Consider the following 26,276-nt stretch of genomic DNA (forward strand, 5'->3'; position numbering starts at 1 on the left):
TAATTAAATAAGGAGAAGAAGCTATGAAATTTGGTTATTTCGATGATGCGAATCGCGAGTACGTGATTACCACACCAAAAACCCCGCTTCCCTGGATCAACTATCTGGGCTGTAATGATTTTTTCAGTCTGATATCCAACACATGCGGCGGTTATTCCTTCTATAAGGATGCCAAGCTGTTAAGACTGACCCGTTACCGTTACAATGATGTTCCCATGGATATCAACGGTAAATATCTGTACATTAAAGATGGAGATACCATCTGGAATCCCGGCTGGGAACCGGTCAAGACAGATCTGGACTCCTATGAATGCCGTCACGGTATCGGCTACAGCCGCTTTACTTCATCCAAGAATGATGTTCAGGCTTCTGTTCTTACCTTTGTTCCTATGAATGATACCTGTGAGGTAAGCCAGTTAAAGCTTACCAACAATTCTTCTGAAGAGAAGACCCTTTCTGTATTTTCCTATGTAGAATGGTGTCTCTGGAACGCTGACGATGACAGCCGGAACTTCCAGCGTAACTACAGTACCGGTGAAGTAGAGGTTGTAGGTTCTACCATCTTCCACAAGACCGAGTACAGAGAGAGAAGAAATCACTACGCTATTTACTCTGTAAATGCAGAGATTGCAGGCTTCGATACGATCCGCGAGGCTTTCCTTGGTTCCTACAGAGGTGCTTATGAGCCTGAAGCAGTAGAAAAGGGTGCCTGCACTAATTCCATGGCAAGCGGATGGCAGCCTATCGCTTCCCACCAGTTAAATATCACTCTGGCTCCCGGTGAGACCAAGTCCTACGTTTTCGTTCTTGGTTATATCGAGAATCCTGAAGAAGAAAAATGGGAATCCTACGGTGTCATCAACAAGACCCGTGCTTATGCTATGCTTGACAGATATAAGACAGATGCTGATGTTGAAAAGGCATTTGCTGAATTAAATGACTATTGGAAGAAGCTGCTTTCCAAGTACACTGTGAAGTCATCCAACGATAAGGTTGACCGTATGGTAAATATCTGGAACCAGTATCAGTGTATGGTAACCTTCAATATGTCCCGTTCTGCTTCCTATTATGAATCCGGAATCGGCCGTGGAATGGGCTTCCGTGATTCCTGCCAGGATCTGCTCGGTTTCGTGCATCTGATCCCGGACAGGGCAAGAGAAAGAATCATCGATATCGCTTCTACCCAGTTCCAGGACGGAAGTGCTTATCATCAGTACCAGCCTCTTACCAAGAAGGGTAACTCTGATATCGGAAGCGGCTTCAATGATGATCCGCTGTGGCTGATTGCAGGTACCAGCGCTTACGTAAGAGAGACCGGAGATACCACGATCCTGACAGATATGGTTCCGTTTGATAATGATGAATCCGTTGCAACACCTCTGATGGATCATCTGAAACGTTCCTTTGATTACATTGTAAACCACAAGGGTCCTCACAAGCTTCCTCTGATCGGCCGCGCTGACTGGAATGACTGTCTGAACCTGAACTGCTTCTCCGAGCATCCCGGTGAATCCTTCCAGACCTTTGGTCCCAGCGAAGGACCTGTTGCTGAGTCTGTATTCATTGCCGGTATGTTTGTAAAATACGGCGAAGAATATGCACAGCTCTGCGAGCTGATGGGCGATACTGCTGAAGCAGAAAGAGCGCGTAAAGAAGTTGCCATTATGTATGACGCTATCTTAAAGGATGGCTGGGACGGTGAATGGTTCGTCCGTGCTTATGATGCTTACAGCCACAAGGTTGGTTCCAAGGAATGTGAAGAGGGTCAGATCTATATTGAGCCCCAGGGCTTCTGTGTTCTGGCAGGTGTCGGTGTGAAGGAAGGCCTTGCAGAAAAGGCTCTGAACTCCGTAAAGGAAAAGCTGGATACCAAGTATGGTGTCATGATCCTCCAGCCTGCTTACACCAGATACCATGTCGAGCTTGGTGAGGTTTCCTCTTATCCGCCCGGATATAAAGAGAATGCCGGTATCTTCTGCCATAATAACCCCTGGGTATCCATCGCAGAAACCGTTATCGGCAGAGGTGACAGAGCCTTCGAGATCTACAAGAAGACCTGTCCTGCTTACATCGAAGATATCAGCGAGGTTCACAGAACTGAGCCTTATGTATATTCCCAGATGGTTGCCGGTGCTGATGCCAAATTCTTTGGTGAGGCTAAAAACAGCTGGCTGACCGGTACTGCTGCATGGACCTTCGTCAATGTATCCCAGTACATCCTCGGTGTATATCCTACTCACACTGGGCTGAGCATCAATCCCTGTGTTCCCAAGGGCTTTGGTGATTTCGAGCTGACAAGACAGTTCCGTGAAGGAAGCTACAACATCAAGGTCGTAAACCCTGACAATGTAGAAAAGGGCATCAAGAGCATCACCGTTGACGGAAAGCCCGTTGAAGGCTGCGTTATCCCTTATGTAAAGGGTAAGGAAACCTATGATGTTGTTGTAACAATGGGTTAATATTAATGTTTTTCAGGTTAGAAAAGAGGATCGCCGCGGCGATCCTCTTTTCATTTCCATATTCAGCTTCTGCCTTGCAGACAGCTGCTTATCTCTGCTGTCCACCGGGCTGCCTGACAGCTTTACATCAGCGGTGCAATCAGCTTGAACAGTGTACCGATCAGCTTCTGATACAGTGGCAGCTTCTTATAATATTCCATCGTTACTTCCTGACAATCCTCCAATGTTCTCTGGAAATCGGCCTCAATATCCTGTATGACACTACTGTCATAAAAATAGCAGCCACATTCAAAATGGTGATAAAAGCTTCTGTAATCCAGGTTGATCGTACCAACCGTAGCACTGCTGCCATCCACGGAGAATACCTTGGCATGGACAAAACCGGGCGTATACTCATACACCTGAATGCCTGCCTCCAGAAGCTTTGGATAATAGTTCCTTGCAATGTAGTACACAATCTTCTTATCCGGTATATGCGGCAGGATCATCTTCACTTCCACCCCACGCTGCGCCGCATAACGCATAGTGTCAAAAAATTCCTGCTCCACAATGAAATAGGGTGTCATCACATGGACATACTTTTTAGCCGTATTAAAGAGAGATTCATAAACCGTTTTCGCCACCTCTGTCGGAACTGTCGGCATCTCTCCATAAGGAATGACAAAGCCGTCATCCTTTAGCGGCTTATCAAACACTATATTCTGCAGATACTTCTCATATTCATCAGCTGCACCGTTCTCTGATACATGCCACATCTGCAGATACATCACAGTAAAGCTTCTGACTGCCTCCCCCGTGATCTTGACAGCTGTGTCTTTCCAGTATCCATATACCTCTTTCTCATTAATATATTCATCTGCCAGATTGACTCCTCCGGTAAATGCAACTTTTCCGTCAATCACCACGATCTTTCTGTGGTCTCTGTTATTCTGATTTGTAGAAAGGAACGGTCTGATCGGAGCAAACATCTTGGCCTTGATCCCGTATTTCTCCAGCTCACTTGGGTATCCGTAGGGCAGAAGCATGATCGAGCACATGCCGTCATACATGACCCTGACCTCCACACCCTGCTTTACCTTTTCCTTCAGGATATCCAGTATGGCATTCCACATGATACCTCTTTCCATGATAAAATACTCAAGGAAAATGAACCTCTCCGCCTTTTGCAGCTCTTTCAGCAGATCCTTAAATTTGTCTTCCCCAGACGGATAATATACGGCTTCCGAGCCCTGGTATGCCGGAAAGCCCACGGTTCCCTCCATATAACGGGCAAAGCCTCTGAAATCCGCCTGGCTCCCTGCTACCGCCTTCTTCGTGCGCTCCGTGGCAAACAGTAGTCCTTCCGTTTCCTTCAGTCTTACGTAAGTCCTGGCCTTCAGACCGATCCCGCCCAGATTCAGCTCTACAAAGAGATAGATCAATGCGCCGAATACCGGCAAAAGGCATATCAGAATACACCATGTCATTTTAAATTCCGGTGCGCCATCTCTGTTTACAATAAAAATAACAAGCAATGCCCCCAGAAGGCTCATTCCCTCCGTGATATAGGAAAAGCTCTCTCCCAGCTTGGTAAACCCAAAGCAAAGCACTGCAAGCTGTACCAGGATCATCAGAATGATAAACAGGGTACGGCTGAATATGATCTTAAAAGCACAATTGATAAAACGCTTCATAGACTATGTCCTTTCCATTGTAACATTTCTAATACCTGTTTAGCATACACCATTTTAGCTGTTTATGGCAAGCATTACCAGACTATGCTACAGCAGATGCAGAAGCTCCTCAAAGCACACGCCGTTTTTCGGCTCAATCTGCAGCTCTGCTGTTTTGATCATACACTTCTTAATGAACCGGCAGGCTCTGCGCACGGACTGTCCGAATTCCACCCCGTTTACCGCATCTGCCGCGATAATGGATGCAAACAGATCCCCGGTACCGCAGCGCTCCTCGAAAACACGGTGTGTTCTGATCATCCTGGGTTCTCTGCCCTTTTCATACATGAAGTTGGCAATGAACTCTCCCTGTGGGATTCCTGTGATCACTACTTTCTGTGGGCCGTAATCTGTCAGGCTCTCTGCCATCCCAAACAGCTCCTTCCGTGTCCATCCATGGTCACGGTAGGGCACATCAGTTAATCTGCATCCTTCGGTCAGGTTTGGTGTCACAATATCGGCAAGAGATACCAGTTTACGCATTAACAGGCACATTTCCTCTGTATAGACACTGCTGATTGAGCCGTGGTCCCCCATCACAGGGTCAACAACCACAATGGTATCTTCTTTGCGAAAGGTTTTGATAAAAGTCTCTACCATCCCAATCTGCTGTGCAGAGCCAAGAAATCCGGACACGATCCCATCAAATTTCAGATCCAGCTTCTTCCACATTTCCAGATATGCCGGAAGCTTTTCCGTATAATCGTCAAAAAAATATTCCGGATATCCTGTATGATTGGACAGTATAGATGTGGGCACCGGACAGCACTGAAGCCTCATATGGGAGATCACAGGAATCGCTACCATGAGCGAGCACCTCCCATAACCGGACAAATCATTAATCGCTGCAATTTTCTTCTGCATAAACTGTTATCTCAGCTCCTTTCAAATTACCTTTTTTTCAAAAAATGTTCACGATCCGGGTAAATCTCGCGGAAAGCCTCGACTGCAGCCCTCTGCAGCGGCTCAAATTCTTTTTCCATCCGGAGAATGTGCGGTGCATCAAATGCCAGCCGGCTCAGCTGCTCTGCGATCTTCCCGGCAATCCCTTCGTCCGATAGCTGTCCCATCCCAAAGATAACAGAGGTAAAGCCACGTCCACTGGTGCTGACCTCAATATAGGTTCTGCACGTATTCTTAAGCTCCTGGCGGATAAGCTCCTGTTCGGTTTCTGTTTTTTGTTCAAATTCGAATATTCCCAAGTCGTGAATGACTTCCACCGCAAGCTTTTTCTTCCTGCCGCCCCAGTCCATGCCTCCGCTCTCCACAATGTATTTCAGATTCATCAGGCAGCCCATAAACGCATCCTTCCGTGGCTTTCCCTTACCATATCTTGCTTCGAAGAGCTGTTTTCGCAGCTGATCTGCTTCCTTTTCCGTTACATTTTCCAAAAGCAGCTGCTGTCTCTTTACCGGATCCGTCTGTGTATAAAAACTTTTAAGCCAATCCTCCATGTCCCTCTCTCCTTTCCGCTGATAAACAGCCGCCTTCCGGCGGGTTCTCTTTACCATTTACTGCACTTCTTCTTTACTGTGCAGAAACTCTTCTACATTGGCAGCCGTAACCTTTTGGTACGGCAGGAAAATATACCGTTCATTTTCAAAATCGTAGTCCTCAGGCTCCCTGTCCAGGAACAGATCCATTGCCAGACGCGAAATCTGTCCGGCCTGTCCCTCTTTGTCATTATAAACAGTCCCCTGGATCGAATTGTTCTGGATAGCCGAAAGGGCACTGTCCAATCCATCTATCCCGAAAATGACCGGACGATCCTCCTTCTGATATCCGGATGCTTCATATGCAGCAACCGCACCTATCGCCATCTCATCATTATTGGATAATACCAGCTCGATCTCATCCCCATAGAGGTGAATAAGCTGGGTCATTTTGTTTTCAGCCTGTCCACGGTTCCAGTTGGCAAACTGGTAGCTGAGCTTCTCCAGCGTGATCCCCTGTTCCTGAAGGGTTTTTACCACACTGTCCGTCCGTATGATCGCATCCTGATGCCCGGTTTCGCCCTCAAGAAGAACATACTGGATCTTTCCATCCGCATTACGATCCACTGCCGGATCAGCACGTATCACCTCTGCCGCAATTTCTCCCTGCATCGTACCGGACTGTTTCGCATCTCCACCTACATAATACAGCCTGTCCCATTGCATCAGATCCTCCAGTACCGGTTCACGATTGAAAAAAATAACCGGTATGTTTTCCTTTTTGGCCATTTTAATGATATTTGAGGGCTCCGTCCGGTCCACCAGATCGACCACAAGGATATCACAGCCTGCATCAAGTATTTCCTCTACCACCTCATCCTGGAGTCTCTGGTCGTTCTTGCCGTCCCGCACTGTCATGATTATTTTCAGGGAATCCGTCTCATATTCCTCCAGATCCTCTCTCAGGCAGTCCGTGAGCGCATTGATAAAAGGGTCGTCCTGTGTATAAAGTACTACTCCGACCCTGAGAACGCTCCTTTGTGTTTCCAGATTGCCGCCGCATCCTGTCAGACACAACAGTACCCAGCAGGCCAGCACAAATATGCTCCACTTACTCTTCATGACAACCTCCCTTTCCATACAATATACCTGCTACCCCCTCTCTTCCATATGCCTAATCATATGTATGGAGAAACTGCTGCACCTCTTCCCTGAAAATATCCTCCTTATGCAGCAGACGATAATCCGTTTCCCGGTTTTTCATGGCATACAGCTGATTCCCCAGTGCTCCGGAGATTTCCAGGACGCTTTGATATCCCATATCATATCCATCTGCAGCAACCAGCCCCTCTACCACAGCTTCATCCAGATAGTACACACACCTGATACTGTTCCCGATTCCATAAATCCCAGGACGGTCCTCGCTTTCCTGTGCATACATCCCTGCAATCTGCTCCAGTGCACCTGTTTCAAGCACGATCAGATAATCAACCGTCCTCTCCTGTCTGAGCTTCTCCGTAACCGCCATGTCATAGGTTGTATAAATATGGAACTGGATTTCGCAGCCACTGTCCGAAAGAGCCTCCAATACCCCCTCTTCACGCTCTCTGCTGCACTCCGTTTCCTCAAATCCACTTACAATTCCGATTTTTTTCCCACGGATATCATTCCTGCTTCGCAGATCCTCTCCCAGTGCATAGCCCATACTGTAATTATCCGGCATCACGACCGGAAGCTCCTGATACTGCGGCGGATTGTTCCCGTTCTCCTGTTCCTTAAGTACATCATTGGCAACCAGCAGCACCGGCTTCTGTGACCGGATTTCCCGAAGCATCCCCCCGGTATCCTTCCCGGGCGCCGCCTGTATGATAAAGGCATCCACCTGATTATCCAGCTGCTCGCAGATCAGGCTCTTCTCTTCCTGTGCATCTTCAATTTCATCAGTATTGCAGATGATCAGATGGATATTCCTGATCTCCGCTGCCTGCTTAAGACCGTTAATAAAAGAATCCCATTTTTCATCGCCGGATTTTTCAACGATGACCGCCACCCTCTTCTGCGGCTTTTCATCAGAAAAAATCAGATGCATGCAAAGCAGCAGCATTATGAGGAGACAGATTTCCGACAATAGAAACGTCATTTTGGTTCTTTTCATGCTTCACCTTCATTTCTGGATGGTTTTCCCGGTGTTTCCAGCAGCTCACAGTTTTCTTTGGTATACGGTATAGCCGGCAGGTGAATGGTAACCGTAGTTCCTTCATCCGGCTCGCTTTCTACCGCGAGTCCATATCCGGCTCCAAACATCAGCTGTATACGGGTGTGTACATTAATAAGCCCTACTCCAGAGCCATGCTTTGGCACCTTCTGATTATCCGTCAGAATATTTTCCACATCCTCACGCCGCATTCCCATTCCATTGTCGGAAACCATCAGATAAATATCCTCATCCTTCTTAAAGCCTCTTACAAGAATTCTGGGATGGTCATCCTCGTCCATATCCCCGACTCCATAATATATGGCATTTTCCAGAATCGGCTGCAGGATAAGCTTTACCGTACAGAACGGATAAATCTCCTCGGAAACATCATATTCGGTTACAAACCGTTCCCTGTAACGGTATTTTTGAATATTCATGTAATTTCTGCAATGCTGCAGCTCGTCTCCGATCCGGATAATTGTCTTTCCCCTTGACAGACTGATCCGGAAAAGCTGTGCCAGCTCTGAGATCATGAAAACCGCATCCTGATTCCGGTTTCCCTCAATCATCCAGGTAATGGATTCCAGTGTATTATAAAGGAAATGCGGATTAATCTGGCTTTGCAGCACTGCCAGCTCACTCTTTCTGCGCTCATTCTGCTGTTCCACAATTTCCTTCATCAGCCGTTCAATCTCTTCATATGATTTCTGGACAGAATCTCCCAGATGCCTGATCTCGTAAGAGCCTCCGATGTAAATATCCGGCTTTTCTCCCGCTTCGTATGCCGTTACAGAAGCATCCAGCTTCAGGATCGGACTGGAGATCCTTTTTGACACGATACGGTTAACAACAAGCAGCATCATGATCAGCATGATCACAATAGTGATCATATAAATCCGGAATTTTTCAAGGCTGTCTGTCCGGATATCAGGCATGACAACACCCACCAGCTTCCATCCGGTATAGGAAATGGTATTGACTATTATAGTCTGCTTCTCTCCATGCGGACTACGCAGATTTCTGTATATGCCGTCCTCACTACAGCTTGCCAGACCGGAATTTTCCTGAAACAGGCCGTTACTGATCTCGTTGGCATACGGATGATAGATCAGCTTTCCTTCCCTGTCACACAGATAATAATATCGCCCTCTGCTTCTGTCATTAATCTGATCCATCATTTCCTCTATAAAGGAATACTTCATATCCACCAGCAGGATCCCATTTTCCGGACTGTCTCCGTCAATCACTTCCACTGCACGGCTCAGGGAGATCACCCAGTGATACCGCTTTGCATCATCCTGAAACAGATCCTGCATATGAGGTGTTGAAAAATGCATATTTTCAATTTTTTCCTTCGCATTCTCAAACCAGGACTGCCTGCTGACCTCTACCCCCTCCTTCTGGAGCGTAACAGGCTCTGCCCCAAGCAGCTCCCCGTCCATATCATAAAGCGCAATACTCTGTATCTTGTCCTTATTTAAATCATAAAGAAGGCTGAGCTGCTGATTGAACTCCGGACTGGATACATCAAATGCCTGTATGATATTATAATTAACGGTATCAGAAATCTGTCTCATATTCTTCAGATACTGTTCCATGGAATTTGCAATAGTTTCCATCAGATTCTGCGCATCCCGGACATCGTTCTGGCGCATGGCAGTTTCATACCGGTTATAAAGCAATAATCCCATGGATACCGATGTGATCACGGTCATCAGGGAAAGCACCGTCATGATGACCGACTGAATATCCGACACTTTTCTTTTTTTCTTCATCATACTTATTTTCCTATATGCTCCGTGCGGTATTTGGAAGGTGACATTCCATATTTACGCTTAAAAACATAGCTGAAATAGTTGGCATCCTCATATCCGACATGCTCTGCAATTTCATAGCTTTTTTCATTTGTTTCCAGGATCAGGCGGACCGCCTGCTGCATCCTGTAATCTGTCAGATACGTGATAAACGGGATACCGGCTTCCTTCTTAAAGACAGAAGAAAAATAGGAATTCGATACACCAAGACCCGAGCACACCGTATCCAGAGATAACCCGGCATCCCCATAACGATCGCGAACAATATTTTTTGCCTCCGAGATCAGATAACGAAGTGAGGAATTTCTGGCATTTTTCAGCTCGTCACTGATCGACAATGCCACACCTACAAGCCATGCCGACAATGCTGCCTTATCCATTCTCGGGATCTCCTCATAGGCATTCCGGATTTCACCAGTATGTTCTTCAAATTTCATATAATTATTTCCGCAGAAGCGGTACAAATGTCCGACAATCTCCATAACCGTAAAATTATGCTGCGTAATGGTTTTTGCATTATCCTTAAGCTCACCGACAAGAGAAAGCACTGCCCGCTCGATATCTTCACGTACACCGATATGGATCGCCTTAAATACGCCGTTCATATCAATATCCTCCGGCTGCATGGAAAGCTCCTGTCCCTTGGGCGCAATGTCCGCTATATTAATTGAACGGCCGGCTCCGTAGATCACACGGTAGGAAACAGCTTCCCTTGCCCCCTCGTAGGAATAACGAAGAGACGGTAAATCCTCACATGCCTTCCCGATCCCTATGGTTACAACCGCGCCGAAGAAGCGGTCTGCCCACTTGCAGAAACGGTCACACTCATCCGTCAGCCTCGTAATTCCGCTCTCTCCCTCAAGATTCACCAGCATAACAATGTTTCCAAGGTATGTAAAATATCTGCAGTCCCACTTTCCCTGAAACCGTTCCTGTGCTTCTCTCTGTACTGATACGGACAGAAGGAGCGGTGTCATGTTATCCGGAACATGATTTTCTGAAATGTGCAGCACGGCACAGCAAAAGTATGGTCCCGGCAGGGAAATCCGGTAAGCACCCATGAATTTACGGATCTCGCCCTCCGTGATCCGCCCTTCAATCAGCGAACAGAAAAAGTTCGTCTGCAATACCGGCAGGGAGTCAGTATAGTACTGCTCCAGCTTCCTGATATTCAGTTTTTCTTCCCGCTCCTTATCAAGGGCATCCTTTAATCGTTTCAGGCAATCCGAAAGCTCATTGGCATTAACCGGCTTCAGGATATATTCCTCGATTTCAAGATGTACGGCTTCCTTGGCATATTCAAATTCATCGAATCCTGTAAGTATCAGAATCCGCACATCCGGATTATCCTGCTTCAGATTACGCGCGAGCTCCAATCCATCCATATAGGGCATTTTAATATCCGTGATCACAACATCCGGCTGCATTTTCTCTGATATTTCCAGTGCCTTTACCCCATTCTGAGCCTTTCCGACCACTTCAAACCCCATCTGCTTCCAGCATATCCTGTGTTCAATTACATCCATAACTTCTTCTTCATCATCTACAAGAAGTACTTTATATGTCAGCATCTGTACCCTCCATATCGTTGCAAAATGGCACGGATTCACTGAATCATAAATCCGTGCCACCTTTTTTATTATACTCTTTTTTTCATAAATTTCCCACTATAAATCCAGTGAATTTTGCAATGCATGGCTTCTGCAATGCCGGTTACTTCTCCCTGCCTTTTGGCTTCGTTTATTTCTTCTTTACATACTTCAGACAATCAAGCGTAACAGCTGCCAGGATGATGATACCTTCGAATATAAACTGAAGGTTTGTATCAATACCCAGGATCGTGAGAGAATATGTAAGTGCAGTAAAGATCAGCACACCGGTTACAACACCGGAAATCTTACCGATACCACCCGTAAAGGATACACCACCAACAACGCAGGCGGCAATGGCGTCCATATCCCATCCCTGTCCATAGGCAGCACTGCCGGAACCGATCATACGGTTACATTCCAGCCATGAGCCAAAGCCATAAAGAATACCTGCAAGGATAAATGCTCCCATGGTTACTGCAAATACGGAGATACCGGATACAGCTGCCGCTTCCGGGTTTCCGCCGACTGCATACAGATTCTTACCGAAGGTTGTCTTATTCCAGATAAACCACACAACTATAACTGCAACAACTGCCCAGAGGATGATGGTCGGGAATTTCCCGATCCTTGGTATGAAAATCGCCGGGATAGCAGAATCAATAGCACCGAAGGACACACCCTTTGTAGCATACGTTACCAGTCCGAAGATGATCAGCATGTTTGCCATGGTTGAAATAAACGGATGCATCTTGAACCTTGCCATAAAGAATCCCGCAATGGATGCAAAGCCTGTTGTCAGGATCACGCAGACAACCAGTGCAAGAAGTGCACGTGCCGGTGCTGGAATTCCTGTAAAATCAAAGATATGGCCGAATACCCCGCCTGTATTGACTCCGTTGTGCATAATAATGGTTGCCGTTACCATACCAAGACCAACCATTCGTCCTACGGAAAGATCCGTACCGGTTAACAGGATCAGTCCGGCTACTCCAAGTGCCAGGAATATACGGGGTGATGCCTGCTGAAGAATATTCAGGATATTGGACATCGTCAGAAGCTGTGTGTTTTTTACCATCGGAGTAATAATACAAAGGGCAATAAAGATCATGATAATGACGATATAGAGCCCGTTCTTATACAAAAACTGTGAGGTATTGAAGGTGTATTTGTAGTTTTCAAAGCTCTGTGCCTTTTTCTGTAAAAAGGTGAATTTCGACATACGGAGCAGATCGATCAGATGATACTTGTGCACATATGCTTCATGCCTTCTGTCCTTGATCTCCTGAAGCTTTGATTCATGCACCATCTGGGCATCATACAGACGGTTCTTATATACATACTTTTCGTCCTTGATCTCCTGCCTGTCCGTCAGTCCGGAAAGCGTATGCTCATGCTCGGCCTTCAGCTGTCCGCGGATCTTCGCATATTCTGCATTTTCCTCTTCCTTCTGGGCTTCACAGCTCGCTGCTACCTTTTCGTAATAATCCTTATTAAAATGAGCGGCAAGATAAGCCTCTGCCTCCTTGATCAGCCTGGAAACCTCATCCTTGTTTGCAGCCTCCGTTTCCTTTGCCTTTACAAGTGCTTCCTGATCCTTCCGGATGATCGCAGCCCGCTCCTCTTTTGTATAGTTTTTGTCTTCCTTCGTCAGGGCAATATGCGTTTTCAATGCCTGCACCTTATCAGAACCATCTACACGCAGAGCATCAATCTTTTTTTGTATCGTATCAATATATTCGTCAATCGGCTGTAAAAGCTCTGCTTCTTCCTCTGCCGAAAGATATTTTCTGTCATTTGCCATAGCTCCTGTACTCCTTTCTACAAATACTTTGCACTAAGTCTAAGAAGTTCTTCCTGATTGGTTTCCCTGGTATTTACGATCCCGGCCAGATGTCCGTTAGACATTACACCGATCCGGTTCGTGATTCCGAGAATTTCCGGCATTTCCGAAGAAACCACGATAATGGTTTTCCCCTTCTTTGCCATGCCGATAATCAGTTCATATATCTCATACTTGGCACCGACATCGATGCCTCTTGTAGGATCATCCATCATAAAAATGTTTGGCGAACGTTCCAGCCATCTGCCAAATATCGCTTTCTGCTGATTTCCGCCGGACAGATTCGCGATCATATCCTCCGGTCCCATACATTTCGTACGCATGATACGGATTTCATCTGCAGTTGCCCTGACCATTTCATCATGTGACAAGGCGATCCCGGACTTATACTGCTTCATATTGGCGATAGTGGTATTAAAGGTAATATCCATCTTTGTGAACAGTCCGTCTGCCTTACGTTCCTCTGTGATCAGTGCAAATCCATGCTCCATCGCATCCTTGGAGGAGCTGAAATTCATCAGCTTGTCATTATAATAAACACGTCCTGCTGCTCTTGTACGAATACCAAATATAGTTTCAAGAAGCTCTGTACGTCCTGCACCGACCAGACCATACAGACCAAATATTTCTCCCTTTTTCACATCAAAGCTTATATCCTGAAGCTTAGGTGCATATTTGGTAGATAAATGCTCTACCTTTAAAACCACCTCACCCGGTGTATTATCTACCGGTGGGAAACGGTTATCCAGTGACCGTCCAACCATAGCGGAAATCAATTCATTCATATTGGTATCCTTACAGTTCTTGGTCATTACCAGTGCACCGTCACGAAGAACAGAAATCTGATCACAAATCTCAAAAACCTCATCCATCTTATGAGAAATATAAATCAGCGAGATTCCCTGTTCCCGAAGCTGTCTCATCATCTTAAATAACTTTTCAACCTCCGGCGCGGTAAGGGAGGAGGTTGGCTCATCCAGAACAATTACCTTGGAGTTATAGGAAATTGCCTTTGCAATTTCGCACATCTGTCTCTTTGAAACAGACATTTTTTTCATTGGCTGCGAAAGATTTACCGTGATCCCAAGATTACGGAACAAATCGGAAGCCTCTTTTTTCATTCTTCCTTCATCTACCACCCCTAAGGAATTCTTTGGGTAGCGGCCAAGGAACAGATTATCGATCACATTTCTTTCCAGGCACTGGTTCAATTCCTGATGAACCATTGCCACACCGTTTTCCAAAGCATCCTTGGGTCCGGTGAAGTTTATTTCTTTTCCATCCAGAATTATTGTGCCCTCGTCTTTCTGATACGTACCAAAAAGACATTTCATCATCGTCGACTTACCGGCACCATTCTCACCCATAAGACCCATTATCGAGCCCTTCTTCACATCCAGGTCAATATGCTTTAAAACCTTATTTCTTCCGAATGATTTGCTCATGCCGCGGATCGACAAGATGATATCCTTCTTATCTTCTGCCATATCCTTACTCCTTTTAGAAAAAGAGGGTGCCAGGAGGCCCCGACACCCTCAGACCTTTTGCTAACAAGAAATCTCTGTCATCTTACTGCTGAAGGAGAGATGTATAAGATGTTGCATTGTCTGTTTTAACCATATTGATTGCGAACGCATCATATTCTCCGGGATTGCCAAGACGGTTGGTAATATTAGATTCTGTCTGGCCATCACCACCAATGTAATCAACAGTTAAGTTCATCAGATCATCATAGTTCTGAAGCAGCGGCTGGTAGGTTGAGCTTAAGAAGTTATCAGAAGCATTGTAAATATTTAACCATACCTTTTTTGCCGGGCTTGTAGAAGCATCCAACTGATTGGCAACCTTAGCATATACCTTGGTGGAATCCATGAAATCCTGATAGTTATCAGCTGTTACCGCAATATTTAATGCATAGTAGGATCTTTCTTCTGCACTGTATCTGTAATCTACGCCTTCCTCAAGTACGTTGCCTGCTGCATCTGCTGTACCGATACCAGTATTAACATCTACTCCGTCCAGGGCATTTCTCAGAACTCTCAGTGTCAGATAAGCCTGTACATCTGCATGCTGGGAAATGGTTCCACCGTATCCTTCTGCAATTGCAGCAACTGCATCACTGTTTGCGTCATAGCCGAAGGTCGGTACCTTGTTATCCTTTGCCCAGGCATTGAACATGGACATTCCCATACCATCGTTATTGGATACTACAACATCAATATCATCACCAAAGGATGCGGACCAGGTTCCGATCGCATTACCTGCAGTAGCTGCATCCCATGTAGCACCTGCAGAGTTCTTCATTTCCTGTGATGCAAGCTCACGGATGGTGTATGTTTTTCCATCGATATCAAGTGTTGCATCCTGAACAACGGTTGCAGAACCGTCTGCATTGGTTCCTACAGGAGAAGCATCGATTACTCCAGAAGCATCAACACCGGTTCCAAGTGCAGAACGGACACCACGGGTACGTGCGATAGAATCGTTATGTCCGATATCACCGATTGCAAGGATATAACCGATCACTCCGTCACCGTTACGGTCGATGGTAGCAGCATTGGCCTTGATGTAATCAAGTACCATCTGTCCCTGGAGCTCTGCTCCCTGATTTGCATCGAATCCAACATAGTATGTATTCTCATTAAAATTCAAGGCTGTCATATCCAGCTCTCCTGTTGAGCTGTTAGAGGGCTGACGGTTAAACCATACCAGAGGCTTCTTGCTGTTTTCACCACCAGTGCTGTCTGTGGTCTCGCTTGACGCACTGTCTGTGGTTTCAGTTGATGCACTGTCTGTGGTTTCAGTTGATGCACTGTTTGCTGTATCGCCCGATGTACTGCCTGATGCAGAACCGCATGCTACCAGTGAGGCAGAGAGTGCTCCTACTAAAAGCAGGGATAATAATTTACTTCTTTTCATAATTTACTTCCTCCTTTGAAGTCTGTTCGTTATTAACTGTCCTTATTATATTTTCGAAAGGGGAAGATTTACATAGAAAATTTTTATATGAACCTTTAAAATTTTGTGCATTTTGTATTCTTATGCAGGTATATGTATCCATATACTGTACAGATTCTCCTTTATCTGTTTCATTAATGTCTTTGTCTTTTGTAACAACTTACAGATCAAACCAAATAAAACTGAGGTGAATTTGAGCACAAAAAAAGTCGAAACCCTTGTTTTTCAAGGAATTTCGACCTTCTTTAAGCACGTGCGTTAGAGGATTCGAACCCCCGACCTTTTGGTCCGTAGCCAAACGCTCTATCCAGCTGAGCTAAACGCACATTTATCTGTCATCATATCCGACAACAAAAGATATTCTATTATATCACCAGGCTTTTGTCAAGTGCTTTCAGGCAATTTAGACAAATTTTCAGTCTGCGGTATGTTACATTTTCTACTCAGTCAGACTCTCTACACCAAACTTAGCTTCGGCAGCCTTCCTGATCAATGTCGCCACTTCTTTGGCACTGTAGGCTCCACTGTTAATGCAGATATCGCTGTCCAGTGTTGCATTCTGGAATCCGGGGATATATCTCTTATGATAAACCTCTCTTGCCTTATCTACCTCAGAAATTGTCTTTACTGCTTCCTTCTCCGTCATGCCAAGGCGCTTGGTGCAGTTCTTCAGGCGCACATCATATGAAGCATAAATATAAACCTTCAGCAACCGCTCTTCATTCCGCAGACAGTAACCGCCACATCTCCCTACGATAATACAGGATTCCTTCTTAGCGAAGTCCTGGATGATACTTTGCTGTACCTTAAACAGTTCATCCTTCACCGCCGGCACGCCAAGTCCAAGCGGGTACATACGATAGGAAAATTTGGAGCTGATGCCCTCTTCCTCCTTACTGATCTGCCGTACAGTGGCATTCATACGCTTGGCTGTTTCATCTACGATGTCCCTGTCCAGGAATTCTATATGAAGCTGCTCTGCCAATTCCTGTGCAATAGTTCTTCCCATGGATGCAAACTGTCTTGAAATCGTAATCGCATACTTTTCCATCTTTTCCTCCCTGTGACCTACAGCACCTTATTTAAGAAGCTGATCGTTCTTGGCTCCTTCGGATTCAGGATCACTTCCTTTGGTGTTCCTTCTTCGACAATATAGCCGCCATCCATGAAGATAACCCTGTCAGCAACCTCTCGTGCAAATCCAATCTCATGTGTAACAATGATCATCGTCATGCCATCAGCTGCAAGCTGCTTCATAACAGCCAGTACTTCACCTACCATTTCCGGATCCAGCGCCGAGGTCGGCTCATCGAAGAGCATGATATCAGGCTGCATACACAGAGCCCTTGCAATTGCCACACGCTGCTTCTGTCCACCGGAAAGCTGTGACGGATAAGCATCTGCCTTTTCCAGCAGATCTACTCTCTTAAGCATTGCCCTGGCACGCTCTTCAGCCTCCTTTTTGTCAGCCTTTTTCAGCTCTAACGGTGCAAGCATCAGATTGTCCAGAACATTCATGTTATTAAACAGGTTAAAGTGCTGGAACACCATGCCGATGTTCTCACGCACCTTGTTCATATTGACCTTTTTTGCTGTAATATCCACATCATCTACGATAATCGTGCCTGCTGTTGCATCCTCCAGACGATTCAGACAGCGCAGGAATGTAGATTTGCCGGAGCCTGAAGGACCAAGTATGACAACTACCTCTCCTTCATAAACCTCTGTGGAAATATCCTTAAGCACTTCCAGGTCATCAAAGCACTTTCTCAGCTTTTTAACGCTGATCTTTACCTTTTTATCTGTTGATCCCACGGTTCATCCTCCTCTCTACCAGCTTGGCAATATAGGAAAGCGCCGTGATAACGATCAGGTACATAACACCTACGATTGCCCATGTTTCAAATGCCTTGAATGTATTTGCCTGCACCTGCTTGGCTGCCAGAACAAGCTCCGGGAAACCAATAACAGACAAAATAGAGGTATCCTTAACCGTAATGATAAACTGATTGATGATACTCGGGATCATCGTCCGGATCGCCTGGGGAAGAATGATCTTTCTCATAGTCTTCCAGTAAGGAAGCCCGAGACTCCTTCCGGCTTCCATCTGGCCGATATCCACGGACTGGATACCGGCACGGATGATCTCAGCCATATAGGCGCCACAGTTCAGGGCAAGACACGCTGTTCCTGCCTGCAGAGCAGATAAGGTAAAGCCTCCGCCCACTCCCATGATCGTATTGATCAGATAGGGAATACCAAAATAAATGAAAAATGCCAGTACGATCATCGGCACACCACGTATCACGAATACAAAAACCTGTGCAATGATATTACATACCTTATTTTTCACTACACTGAGAAGTCCGAAAAACATTCCCAGAATACATGCAAAAGCTAAACCAAGGAATGCCAGCAGCAGGGTTCTCCCCATTGCCACCAACAGCATATTCCCGTAGACAGTAATAATTTTAAGCATAGTGTCTCACCCTTTTAACTGAATTAACCTAAATATTTAGCAATAATTTCATCATATGTTCCATCTGCCTTGATATTTGCAAGACCGGCATTGAACATATCGATCAGCTCCTGATTGTCCTTGTTGAAAATAGCAAAGCCGTATGCTGCAGGATCATTTCCTGTACCATCAACGATTTCCATACCAATACCGGTATCCTTGATATTGCTTGCCATGATCGGTGTATCATCGAAGCATGCTGCAACCTGTCCGCCAACAACTGCCTGGTACATGGTCGGTGAATCCTCAAAGTAGGTAACAGTAAAGCCATACTTGTCTGCAAGGCTCTCTGCATAGGTTGCACTCATGGAAGCTGTCTTAACTGCAACAGACTTGCCATTCAGATCCTCAAAGCCCTTGATATCAGAACCAGCTGCTACAGCCATGCTCTGATTTGCATCATAATATCCATCAGAGAAGATCCATCCGGATTCTTTACGTTCGTCAGTAATGGAAGCACCGGCGATCATACCATCTGCCTGTCCTGCCTGACATGCTGCGATAGAAGCATCCCATCCAAGAACCTGCACTTCATACTGGAAGCCCTGATCCTTAGCTACTGCATCAAGAATATCCATATCAATTCCTACGAAGTCACCCTTATCATCTGTGTACTCAAAGGGTTTGAAGGCTGTATCTGTTGCTACGACCCATACCTTGTCAGAAGAAGCTGTATCTGTGCTTTCCTCTGTTGTCTCAGCCGTTTCCTCAGCTGCAGCTGCATCGTCTGCCGCTTCTGTTGTTTCCTCTGCTGTTTCTGTTGTTTCTGTGGTCTCTGTTGTGGTGTCAGCTGCGCTGCCACATGCAGTAAGACCCATTACCATGGCTGCTGCCATAATAAGTGCAAGTGTTTTCTTCTTCATAATAATTCTCCTCCTTTTTATGAATCATGAGGCTTGCGTCCCCATGTGATCTATCCTTAAGCGGCTTCTCGCCGCAGCAGGATCACTCTTAGCAGGCATCCACAAAGGCCTGCACCAGCTTCAGACACTCCGGATCCTTTTCGTAGGCAAATTCCGGATGCCACTGTACGCCAACTATAAATTTCTTATCCGGCAAACGGAGTGCCTCCACAAGACCATCCTCTGAATATGCCATTGCCTCAGCCACAGGTGCCAGATCCTTCACTGCCTGATGGTGATAGCTGTTCACTCTGTGTTCTCCTGCACCGATGATATCAGCCAGAAGTGACCCATCCCTTATTGTCACCTTATGGATCCCTCTGTCATAGGGTGGTGTCATATGATGCTCTGTTCCTGATGGATGCTGGGTTTCCAGATCCTGATAAAGGCTTCCTCCAAGCCTGGCATTCATAAATTGAATCCCACGGCAGATCCCGAATACAGGAAGATCCTCCTTCACTGCCTTATCAAACAGATAGGATTCCATCACATCCCTTTCATGACAGCACTGTCCGCATTCAGGAAGCTTCTCTTCTCCGTAAAGAGCCGGATCCACATCATGTCCCCCGGTGAAAAGCAACCCATCACACATGGAAAAGCACTGATCCAGTTCTTCCTGATTCACTGTCAGGGGCAGCATGACCGGCAGGGCACCACAGGCCTCTATCACCTTCATATAGCCCGGGAGCATCCAGCAGCTGTCCTTTTCTTCATCATATAAGGGTATCAGACCAATTACCTTTTTCATTGATATATCATCTCCTACTGCAGGCCTTTGGTCTTCATTCCCCAAAAGCGCTGCCATTTTCTTTTGGGTGTATCCCTGTATACAAAGAAAAAGGGGCAAAAACCCAAAGACCCCTTTGTCTGTTAAAAGATTATCATATATAACTGTTGATTTCAAGAGTTTTTTGCAGGTGCAGATGCAAGCGTAGAATTACCAGGCACCTCAACTCTGCAACTTAATAAAATCTCCCATAGGGATTGCCCCCACAGCACAATCCTCCACCTCCGCAGCAAAGATTACAGAGCAGATTCGCTATGCAGAGCTTCATACACAGGCCGTTTCCCACAGAATATGGCTGTCCATAGGTATACTGCTTCTGCTGATACCAGCTGCCGCCATTTTCAAACTGATTGACAAGATTTCTGTAATCTGCATTAGACGGCTCCATGGATGACGCTTTTCTTGCATGTTCCAGTGCAGATACCTGATTACCGAGACCCGCATGCGCCAGTGCGCTGTAATAATACCATCTGGCATTCCTCTTATCCTCTTCCATACCATCCAGTACATTCCTTGCTTCTTTATAATAACCATTTCTGACATAGTTTCCGGCTGCCCGGATGTAGTTATCCTCCTCATAGCCGGTAGAGCTGCCGCTGTAGCCGCGCCCCTGGAAAGCACCTCCGAAAAAATCCTCGAAACCGCCGAAGCCTCCAAAATCCCCATAGCCGCCATAGGACGAGCCTCCATAGGAGCCGGTACTGCTTCCTGCACTGCCGTAGCCATACCCTGAGGTTCTTTCCTTCATGATCTGCTGATAGGCCTGCTGGATCTCCTTGAATTTCTCCTCCGCCTGATCCTTGTTTGGATTATTGATATTGGCATCCGGATGATACCTGCGGCTTAATGCCTTATATGCTTTTTTTATTTCCTCCTCTGTCGCACTTCTGCTGACGCCGAGGACCTGATACGGATCTCTCATCCCTGTGCCTTTCTCTTCTCTCTTGCATCCCTTACCGCCTCATATCGGTACCATACACCGGAATACAGGATATTCCTCAGGATCTCTACATTATCTATAATTGGCAGTTTTTCAAATTCCCTGGAGCAGGTTGCCATCATCATCGTCAGGATCGTCTTGATCTCCTCATCAAAATCAGGATTCTCACATGCCTTTTTCAATGGATTATATCGCTTTCTCTGAAAATCTTCCTCTATATCCTCATAAGCATCCAGCAGATAAATATATTTTCCCAGATATGTCCCTATGATCCTCAGGGATTCCTCCCACTCATCTTTCCTGACTGCAAAGATCTCACCCATGATCTCACCAAAGATCCCAGCCATTTCATCTATATTCTGATTGTTCTTTTTTTCTTCTATGGAAAGCTTATGCATCAGGTTGTCAATCCGCCTTATTTTCTCCTGATTATCTGATTCTGCCTTCCTACAGGCGCCTTTCAGAAGCTTGCCATAAGCCAGCTTCCACAGCTTTCTGTCATCCGTCCAGTCATCCTTGCACTTGTACTCTGCAAACAGGACATTCATATCTGCCCCGTACTCCGTATAGCTGCTTCTCCTGATCAGATGCTTTTCAAAAGGATGGATCAGACAGCTTCTTTTCTCTTCCATGATCTCCGGTTCATACAGACTTGTCAGAAGCATTACCAGAAATGTCATATCATAGGTCAGGGCTGCCTGCCCGGCAAGGCCGTATTTATCCTTCAGTGTCTGACACAGGCCGCAATAATAGGAATGATATACATCAAATTCCCTGAACTTCATTTCCCCCTTATTAATAATGATATATCCAAACATCTTTTCTCTCCTGATCAGCTCTTTTTGATAAAGGTCTGTCCGCATTTGGGACAGCGGATCTCGATTTTTCCTTTTCCGCGCGGCACTCTGATCTTCTGTTTACAGGACGGACACTTGTAAATATGATGCGTCTTTGACTGCTGGAATCTCCACTTTATCTTGGAAAACCACTGTTTTATCTTATATTCATACTGCATATATTTATTGTTTTCAAGGCTCCGCTTATAGGTATTCTTCGACATCATCCGAAACCAGGCATAACCAAGGCATACAAGTGCCAATATATAAACAAAAGGAATCCGGAACATGGAAAGAATCAGAAAGACCACGGAAAGAATCGTCAAAAATCTGTTAAACCTGTCATTTCCGTACCTGCCCATCATAAAACGATATATTTTTTCTCTCATGGAATTACCCCTTCCGACTCTTTAGATTTTCAATAAAACTGTTTTTATTTTACTCCCTCATATATCGGAAATCAATTAACGCAATATAAAGGAATCTAAAAAAAGTATAAAAAAGAGGGCTCAGAATCTCTCCTGCCCTCTTCTATCATCCATTTACGCTCAGGTCTTACTGCTCTGCTTCTTCATCCTGCTCTGCCGCAACTGCAGAAACAACAGAAGATACTACAGCTATCACAACAGCTATGATCACGATCAAAAGACCACCGGCCAGTAAAAAGAATTCCATACCCATCATCCTTTCCTGCTACTATACTTACGCCTCTTTTATTGTACATGAACCATACTGTTTTTTCAACTGTCAAAATTCTTATTTTTCCTGCTTATTTTCCTATTCCGGATCCTTAACGGCTCTCTCTGCGGAACTGTACCGGTGTCATGCCATAGGATTTCTTGAACAGCCTGTTGAAATGCTCTACATTTTCATACCCTACAGACGCTGCAATGCTTTCTACGGTCTTATTGGACTCCTTCAGCATGGCCCGCGCCTTTTTCATCCTGGCCTGCTTTACTGCCTCCTGGAAGGTGATGCCTGCATTTTCCTTAATATACTTGGAAAGGTAAGGCTTGGAAAGATTGAAATTGTCTGCGAGCTCATCCAGTGTCACATCCTTGTAATGGTTCTTCAAATAGTTCATGATGTCCACAATGCGTTCTTCTCTGCCTTCGCGGATATTTTCACTCTGTGTCAGCTTATTTCCGGCTGATACCAGTGCGGCGATGGAGCTCTTGATGATATCCTCATCAATACCAACGCCCCAGTACATTTTTCCATCCTTCATGATACCCACATAGGCTGCTGCCTTGGAGGAGGATCCCCTGGAAATCGCATTTTCCTCATAAACAGAAAGCTCATAGCTGATGCCAAAGTAAAGCTTGATCGCATTGCTGACTGCGTCAAGGCGTCCATTACCTGATGTCTCAATGACTCTTCTTTCTTTATTCTGCTCTATAGTCACTTCAGCAGTAATTCCATCCGGTGTCTGTCTGAAATGACACTCAGGAACGTCAAAGATCTCTCTCTGATCCACATAGCTGTCCTCAAAGATCCTGTAAATATCTGCCGGTGCCAGCTCACTGTGCTTCCTGTCAGAAACTCCCTTCATCAGGTAACCAACCTCTTCCTTCATCTTATCAGGCAGTGCAATACCAAAATTATGCTTAAGGATATAGGCAATACCACCCTTTCCGGACTGGCTGTTAATACGGATAACATCAGATTCATACTCTCTTCCAATATCCTCCGGATCGATCGGCAGATAAGGCACATCCCATTTGCCATTGCTCCTGCCTTCGTTCCACCATGTCATACCCTTGGAGATCGCATCCTGATGAGAACCGGAGAATGCAGTAAATACAAGATCTCCTGCATAAGGTGCCCTTTCATAAACACGCATTCCTGTCAGGCGCTCATAGTTCTCCCTGATCTTTGCAAGGTGTGAGAAATCAAGATGAGGATCCACCCCGTGACACACCATGTTCATGGCAAGGGTAATGATATCCACATTTCCAGTTCTTTCTCCATTGCCAAACAGAGTACCCTCCACCCTGTCTGCACCGGCCAGCACACCAAGCTCCGCGTCACTGACGCCGCAGCCCCTGTCATTGTGGGGATGCACGCTTAATGTGACAGCATTTCTATATTTCAGATTTTTATGGAAGTACTCGATCTGGCAGGCAAACACATGGGGCATTGCGATCTGCACAGTAGTCGGGATATTAATGATCGCCTTATTATCTTCCGTCGGCTGCCATACATCTAGAACCGCATTGCATACTTCCAGTGCATAATCAACTTCTGTTCCAGGAAAGCTCTCCGGACTATATTCAAAAGTAAAGTTTCCGTCTGTTTCATCAGCAAGCTGCTTTAACAATTTGGCACCATCAACGGCAAGCTGCTTTACCTCTTCCCTGCTCTTACGGAATACCTGCTCTCTCTGTGCCACAGAGGTAGAATTGTAAAGGTGGACTACTGCATGGGGTGCACCCTTGACCGCCTCGAAGGTTCTCTTGATAATATGCTCCCTGGCCTGTGTCAGCACCTGTACAGTTACATCATCAGGAATCATATTCCGCTCGATCAGCGCCCGCATAAAGCTGTACTCGGTATCGGAAGCTGCCGGAAATCCCACCTCGATCTCCTTAAAGCCAATATCCACAAGCATCTGGAAAAACTGAATCTTTTCCTCAAGATTCATGGGCTCGATCAGCGCCTGATTACCGTCTCTCAGATCCACGCTGCACCAGATCGGTGCCTTATCAATGGTATCCTTTTTCACCCAGTCATAGGTGACTACAGGGGGCATAAAATAAGATTTTCCATATTTCTTTGCAATATTCATATTTTTCTCCTCACTTCCATTTTCTCTCAGCTTGCTTTCGTCCTGTCACAGTCCGTTTTCTGTGTCTGTCTGACATAAAAAAGAATTCTGCTTGCAGGATTCTCCGCCTGCGGCGGGTCGCTCCATGCGACATCTACCCTTCCGCCGCAGTGCGATCCTGCCCGGAGGGTTTTTTATGTCATTGGAACATTACGGAGTAATTTCCTAATGACATAAAAAATCTCTACAGAATGCATTCCGCATTTCTGTAGAGACGTAAAATCTTACGCGGTACCACTCTACTTCATGGTATTCCATGCTCTCATCAGACACGTTCCTGATCAGGATATGTCCTTCCCTCTTCTACGGCAGGATCCCGTCTGAACCTACACAGCCATGCATCACACTCATCGGCCTTCAGTCAGCTGCTCCAAGGTGAGTTCTCCTTCTGCTTCTGACTGTCTCGCACCAACCGGCAGTTCTCTGCTTTCCAGCGTAGGGTTACTATTCCTCTTCTTTGCATTTCATCATCATTTCTGATGACAGATTAAATAGTATCATAGTTTCTTGATCTTATCAAGTGGTTATTTTATCAAAATCCTTGATTTATTTTAATATTTTGATTTCTTCTCACCTCCTCTGAAGCATTGCTGCATTTCTTCCACCAGTGCAGGGGCACATTCAGCAGCTTTACAGATATCATCTACAGAAAATCCCATTCGCAGAAGATTACGGACTACAATTTTTGTCTTTTCTAAATTGCCTTCATTTCTTCCTTCATTTCTGCCCTCTCTTCTGCCTCTTTTTTCTCCCATGCTTTCTCTCTCTTCCAATAATTCTTCCAATGCCTGGCACATGTTGTATTCCTCCTCTTCCCCATTTATGGTCTTATATAAATCCTTCTTCTGAAGCATTGCTGCATTGTCTGTCATGACTGCTATCGCTTCCCAGGTTTCTTTGCTCAGATGAGCATAAGCTTCATTTTTCATCAGCTCTGACATCTTCTCTTTATCCTTTCGGCAGTTCATCGCACGGAACAGCTGCTTTAAGCCGGAATGGAACTCTTCAAACCCTTTCTGTTCGTTGATACAAAATAATGTCAGTGGATAATCCTTAAACAATGATCGAACTGATTCTTCTGGATCAAACTCCATCATATCCGACAGCTTCCTTGGCCCGTCCCATGGTTCCTCCCCGCTGTAGAGGCAGATCGTATAAACCGGATGCAGCCTGTCTGATCTCAGGATTCCTGAAAGCTTCTCATCCATGGTGGTTTTCAATTCTTCCTCAGATTCTTCCTTATGCCTTCCAAGAAGCCTCCGTTCCTGCTTTCTCTCCTTCAGCTGTCTGCTGTACTCTGCAGCATCATAGCCCATGCACCTAACCGGCATGCCATAGTCTATGTAGCTTTGGTTTTCTACTGCCAGCACCTGCAGGATCATCCCTGAACGGTACCTCATTTTCACATCACGGATGATCTCCGTTCCTTTTTGCAGTGGCTTTCCTGGCTGCTTTTCCTCC

At 45.7% G+C, this 26,276-nt stretch carries 21 protein-coding genes, 1 tRNA gene and 1 other annotated feature; of the genes, 1 reads left to right on the plus strand and 21 read right to left on the minus strand.

Annotated elements, in window-relative coordinates:
• Positions 1-23: 23 nt before the first annotated feature.
• Complete coding sequence (locus tag OCV77_RS11215) at positions 24-2,459, plus strand: glycoside hydrolase family 94 protein (RefSeq protein ID WP_262575163.1); 2,436 nt, start codon at positions 24-26, stop codon at positions 2,457-2,459.
• A 122-nt stretch (positions 2,460-2,581) separates the two neighbouring features.
• On the opposite strand, the gene cls is transcribed toward OCV77_RS11215, so the two are convergent.
• The 21 genes from cls to OCV77_RS11320 form a co-directional block, all read right to left on the minus strand.
• A complete protein-coding gene (gene cls / locus OCV77_RS11220; protein WP_262575164.1) occupies positions 2,582-4,132 on the minus strand; it encodes a cardiolipin synthase in 1,551 nt (516 codons plus the stop codon).
• An 87-nt stretch (positions 4,133-4,219) separates the two neighbouring features.
• Positions 4,220-5,035, minus strand: coding sequence for a pyridoxamine kinase (locus tag OCV77_RS11225; protein ID WP_262575165.1), 816 nt, complete (start codon positions 5,033-5,035; stop codon positions 4,220-4,222).
• A gap of 26 nt (positions 5,036-5,061) precedes the next feature.
• Positions 5,062-5,682 (minus strand): DUF6553 family protein, encoded by a 621-nt coding sequence (locus OCV77_RS11230; protein WP_262575166.1) that lies wholly within the window; start codon positions 5,680-5,682, stop codon positions 5,062-5,064.
• Entirely contained in the window at positions 5,683-6,726 is a 1,044-nt protein-coding gene (locus OCV77_RS11235) for a galactose ABC transporter substrate-binding protein (protein WP_262575167.1), read from the minus strand.
• A 52-nt stretch (positions 6,727-6,778) separates the two neighbouring features.
• Positions 6,779-7,759, minus strand: coding sequence for a substrate-binding domain-containing protein (locus OCV77_RS11240; protein WP_262575168.1), 981 nt, complete (start codon positions 7,757-7,759; stop codon positions 6,779-6,781).
• Entirely contained in the window at positions 7,756-9,579 is a 1,824-nt protein-coding gene (locus tag OCV77_RS11245; RefSeq protein WP_317246635.1) for a cache domain-containing sensor histidine kinase, read from the minus strand. Before OCV77_RS11245 ends, OCV77_RS11240 begins: the two co-directional genes overlap by 4 nt.
• Positions 9,580-9,581: 2 nt before the next feature.
• On the minus strand, positions 9,582-11,186 hold the full coding sequence (locus tag OCV77_RS11250; protein WP_262575169.1) for a response regulator: 1,605 nt from the start codon (positions 11,184-11,186) through the stop codon (positions 9,582-9,584).
• 169 nt (positions 11,187-11,355) lie between these two features.
• Positions 11,356-13,008 carry a galactose/methyl galactoside ABC transporter permease MglC gene (locus tag OCV77_RS11255; RefSeq protein ID WP_262575171.1) on the minus strand — a complete coding sequence of 551 codons (1,653 nt, stop codon included), beginning with the start codon at positions 13,006-13,008 and terminating at the stop codon, positions 11,356-11,358.
• Positions 13,009-13,025: 17 nt separating this feature from the next.
• Positions 13,026-14,534, minus strand: coding sequence for a sugar ABC transporter ATP-binding protein (locus OCV77_RS11260; protein ID WP_118798861.1), 1,509 nt, complete (start codon positions 14,532-14,534; stop codon positions 13,026-13,028).
• Positions 14,535-14,616: 82 nt separating this feature from the next.
• The gene (locus OCV77_RS11265; protein ID WP_262575172.1) at positions 14,617-15,966 is read right to left on the minus strand and encodes a substrate-binding domain-containing protein; all 1,350 of its coding nucleotides are present in this window, start codon (positions 15,964-15,966) and stop codon (positions 14,617-14,619) included.
• A 291-nt stretch (positions 15,967-16,257) separates the two neighbouring features.
• Positions 16,258-16,331: transfer RNA gene (locus OCV77_RS11270), tRNA-Arg, on the minus strand.
• Between the two features lie 113 nt (positions 16,332-16,444).
• Positions 16,445-17,056, minus strand: a complete 612-nt coding sequence (locus OCV77_RS11275; protein WP_262575174.1) for a cytidylate kinase-like family protein — start codon at positions 17,054-17,056, stop codon at positions 16,445-16,447.
• A gap of 17 nt (positions 17,057-17,073) precedes the next feature.
• Complete coding sequence (locus OCV77_RS11280) at positions 17,074-17,820, minus strand: amino acid ABC transporter ATP-binding protein (RefSeq protein ID WP_118798858.1); 747 nt, start codon at positions 17,818-17,820, stop codon at positions 17,074-17,076.
• Positions 17,804-18,484 carry an amino acid ABC transporter permease gene (locus OCV77_RS11285; RefSeq protein WP_118798857.1) on the minus strand — a complete coding sequence of 227 codons (681 nt, stop codon included), beginning with the start codon at positions 18,482-18,484 and terminating at the stop codon, positions 17,804-17,806. The genes OCV77_RS11280 and OCV77_RS11285 overlap by 17 nt, the downstream gene beginning before the upstream one ends.
• A gap of 23 nt (positions 18,485-18,507) precedes the next feature.
• Complete coding sequence (locus tag OCV77_RS11290) at positions 18,508-19,386, minus strand: transporter substrate-binding domain-containing protein (protein ID WP_262575176.1); 879 nt, start codon at positions 19,384-19,386, stop codon at positions 18,508-18,510.
• Between the two features lie 88 nt (positions 19,387-19,474).
• Positions 19,475-20,173, minus strand: coding sequence for a gamma-glutamyl-gamma-aminobutyrate hydrolase family protein (locus OCV77_RS11295; protein ID WP_262575178.1), 699 nt, complete (start codon positions 20,171-20,173; stop codon positions 19,475-19,477).
• Between the two features lie 214 nt (positions 20,174-20,387).
• Positions 20,388-21,134 carry a J domain-containing protein gene (locus tag OCV77_RS11300; RefSeq protein WP_262575180.1) on the minus strand — a complete coding sequence of 249 codons (747 nt, stop codon included), beginning with the start codon at positions 21,132-21,134 and terminating at the stop codon, positions 20,388-20,390.
• Entirely contained in the window at positions 21,131-21,970 is an 840-nt protein-coding gene (locus OCV77_RS11305; protein ID WP_262575181.1) for a DUF5685 family protein, read from the minus strand. Before OCV77_RS11305 ends, OCV77_RS11300 begins: the two co-directional genes overlap by 4 nt.
• Positions 21,971-21,984: 14 nt before the next feature.
• Positions 21,985-22,377: a zinc-ribbon domain-containing protein gene (locus OCV77_RS11310; protein ID WP_262575182.1), complete on the minus strand. Its 393-nt coding sequence runs from the start codon at positions 22,375-22,377 to the stop codon at positions 21,985-21,987.
• Between the two features lie 401 nt (positions 22,378-22,778).
• Positions 22,779-24,776 (minus strand): 2-isopropylmalate synthase, encoded by a 1,998-nt coding sequence (locus tag OCV77_RS11315; protein WP_262575183.1) that lies wholly within the window; start codon positions 24,774-24,776, stop codon positions 22,779-22,781.
• A gap of 246 nt (positions 24,777-25,022) precedes the next feature.
• Positions 25,023-25,282 (minus strand) — a binding site (T-box leader).
• Between the two features lie 84 nt (positions 25,283-25,366).
• Positions 25,367-26,276 (minus strand): RpnC/YadD family protein (locus OCV77_RS11320; RefSeq protein WP_262575185.1); only part of this gene is annotated, 910 nt, incomplete at its 5' end.

This window comes from Suilimivivens aceti (genome assembly GCF_025567405.1).
Lineage (GTDB): Bacteria > Bacillota > Clostridia > Lachnospirales > Lachnospiraceae > Suilimivivens > Suilimivivens aceti.

Excerpts from the sequence above, each read along its gene's own strand:
- OCV77_RS11230 (WP_262575166.1), bottom strand. The coding sequence starts at position 5,682 with ATGGTAAAGAGAACCCGCCGGAAGGCGGCTGTTTATCAGCGGAAAGGA.
- OCV77_RS11310 (WP_262575182.1), bottom strand. The coding sequence starts at position 22,377 with ATGAGAGAAAAAATATATCGTTTTATGATGGGCAGGTACGGAAATGAC.
- OCV77_RS11305 (WP_262575181.1), bottom strand. The coding sequence starts at position 21,970 with ATGTTTGGATATATCATTATTAATAAGGGGGAAATGAAGTTCAGGGAA.
- OCV77_RS11235 (WP_262575167.1), bottom strand. The coding sequence starts at position 6,726 with ATGAAGAGTAAGTGGAGCATATTTGTGCTGGCCTGCTGGGTACTGTTG.
- OCV77_RS11275 (WP_262575174.1), bottom strand. The coding sequence starts at position 17,056 with ATGGAAAAGTATGCGATTACGATTTCAAGACAGTTTGCATCCATGGGA.
- OCV77_RS11225 (WP_262575165.1), bottom strand. The coding sequence starts at position 5,035 with ATGCAGAAGAAAATTGCAGCGATTAATGATTTGTCCGGTTATGGGAGG.
- OCV77_RS11240 (WP_262575168.1), bottom strand. The coding sequence starts at position 7,759 with ATGAAAAGAACCAAAATGACGTTTCTATTGTCGGAAATCTGTCTCCTC.
- OCV77_RS11215 (WP_262575163.1), top strand. The coding sequence starts at position 24 with ATGAAATTTGGTTATTTCGATGATGCGAATCGCGAGTACGTGATTACC.
- OCV77_RS11295 (WP_262575178.1), bottom strand. The coding sequence starts at position 20,173 with ATGAAAAAGGTAATTGGTCTGATACCCTTATATGATGAAGAAAAGGAC.
- OCV77_RS11265 (WP_262575172.1), bottom strand. The coding sequence starts at position 15,966 with ATGAAAAGAAGTAAATTATTATCCCTGCTTTTAGTAGGAGCACTCTCT.
- OCV77_RS11300 (WP_262575180.1), bottom strand. The coding sequence starts at position 21,134 with ATGAGAGATCCGTATCAGGTCCTCGGCGTCAGCAGAAGTGCGACAGAG.
- OCV77_RS11285 (WP_118798857.1), bottom strand. The coding sequence starts at position 18,484 with ATGCTTAAAATTATTACTGTCTACGGGAATATGCTGTTGGTGGCAATG.
- OCV77_RS11255 (WP_262575171.1), bottom strand. The coding sequence starts at position 13,008 with ATGGCAAATGACAGAAAATATCTTTCGGCAGAGGAAGAAGCAGAGCTT.
- OCV77_RS11290 (WP_262575176.1), bottom strand. The coding sequence starts at position 19,386 with ATGAAGAAGAAAACACTTGCACTTATTATGGCAGCAGCCATGGTAATG.
- OCV77_RS11250 (WP_262575169.1), bottom strand. The coding sequence starts at position 11,186 with ATGCTGACATATAAAGTACTTCTTGTAGATGATGAAGAAGAAGTTATG.
- OCV77_RS11245 (WP_317246635.1), bottom strand. The coding sequence starts at position 9,579 with ATGATGAAGAAAAAAAGAAAAGTGTCGGATATTCAGTCGGTCATCATG.
- OCV77_RS11315 (WP_262575183.1), bottom strand. The coding sequence starts at position 24,776 with ATGAATATTGCAAAGAAATATGGAAAATCTTATTTTATGCCCCCTGTA.
- cls (WP_262575164.1), bottom strand. The coding sequence starts at position 4,132 with ATGAAGCGTTTTATCAATTGTGCTTTTAAGATCATATTCAGCCGTACC.
- OCV77_RS11260 (WP_118798861.1), bottom strand. The coding sequence starts at position 14,534 with ATGGCAGAAGATAAGAAGGATATCATCTTGTCGATCCGCGGCATGAGC.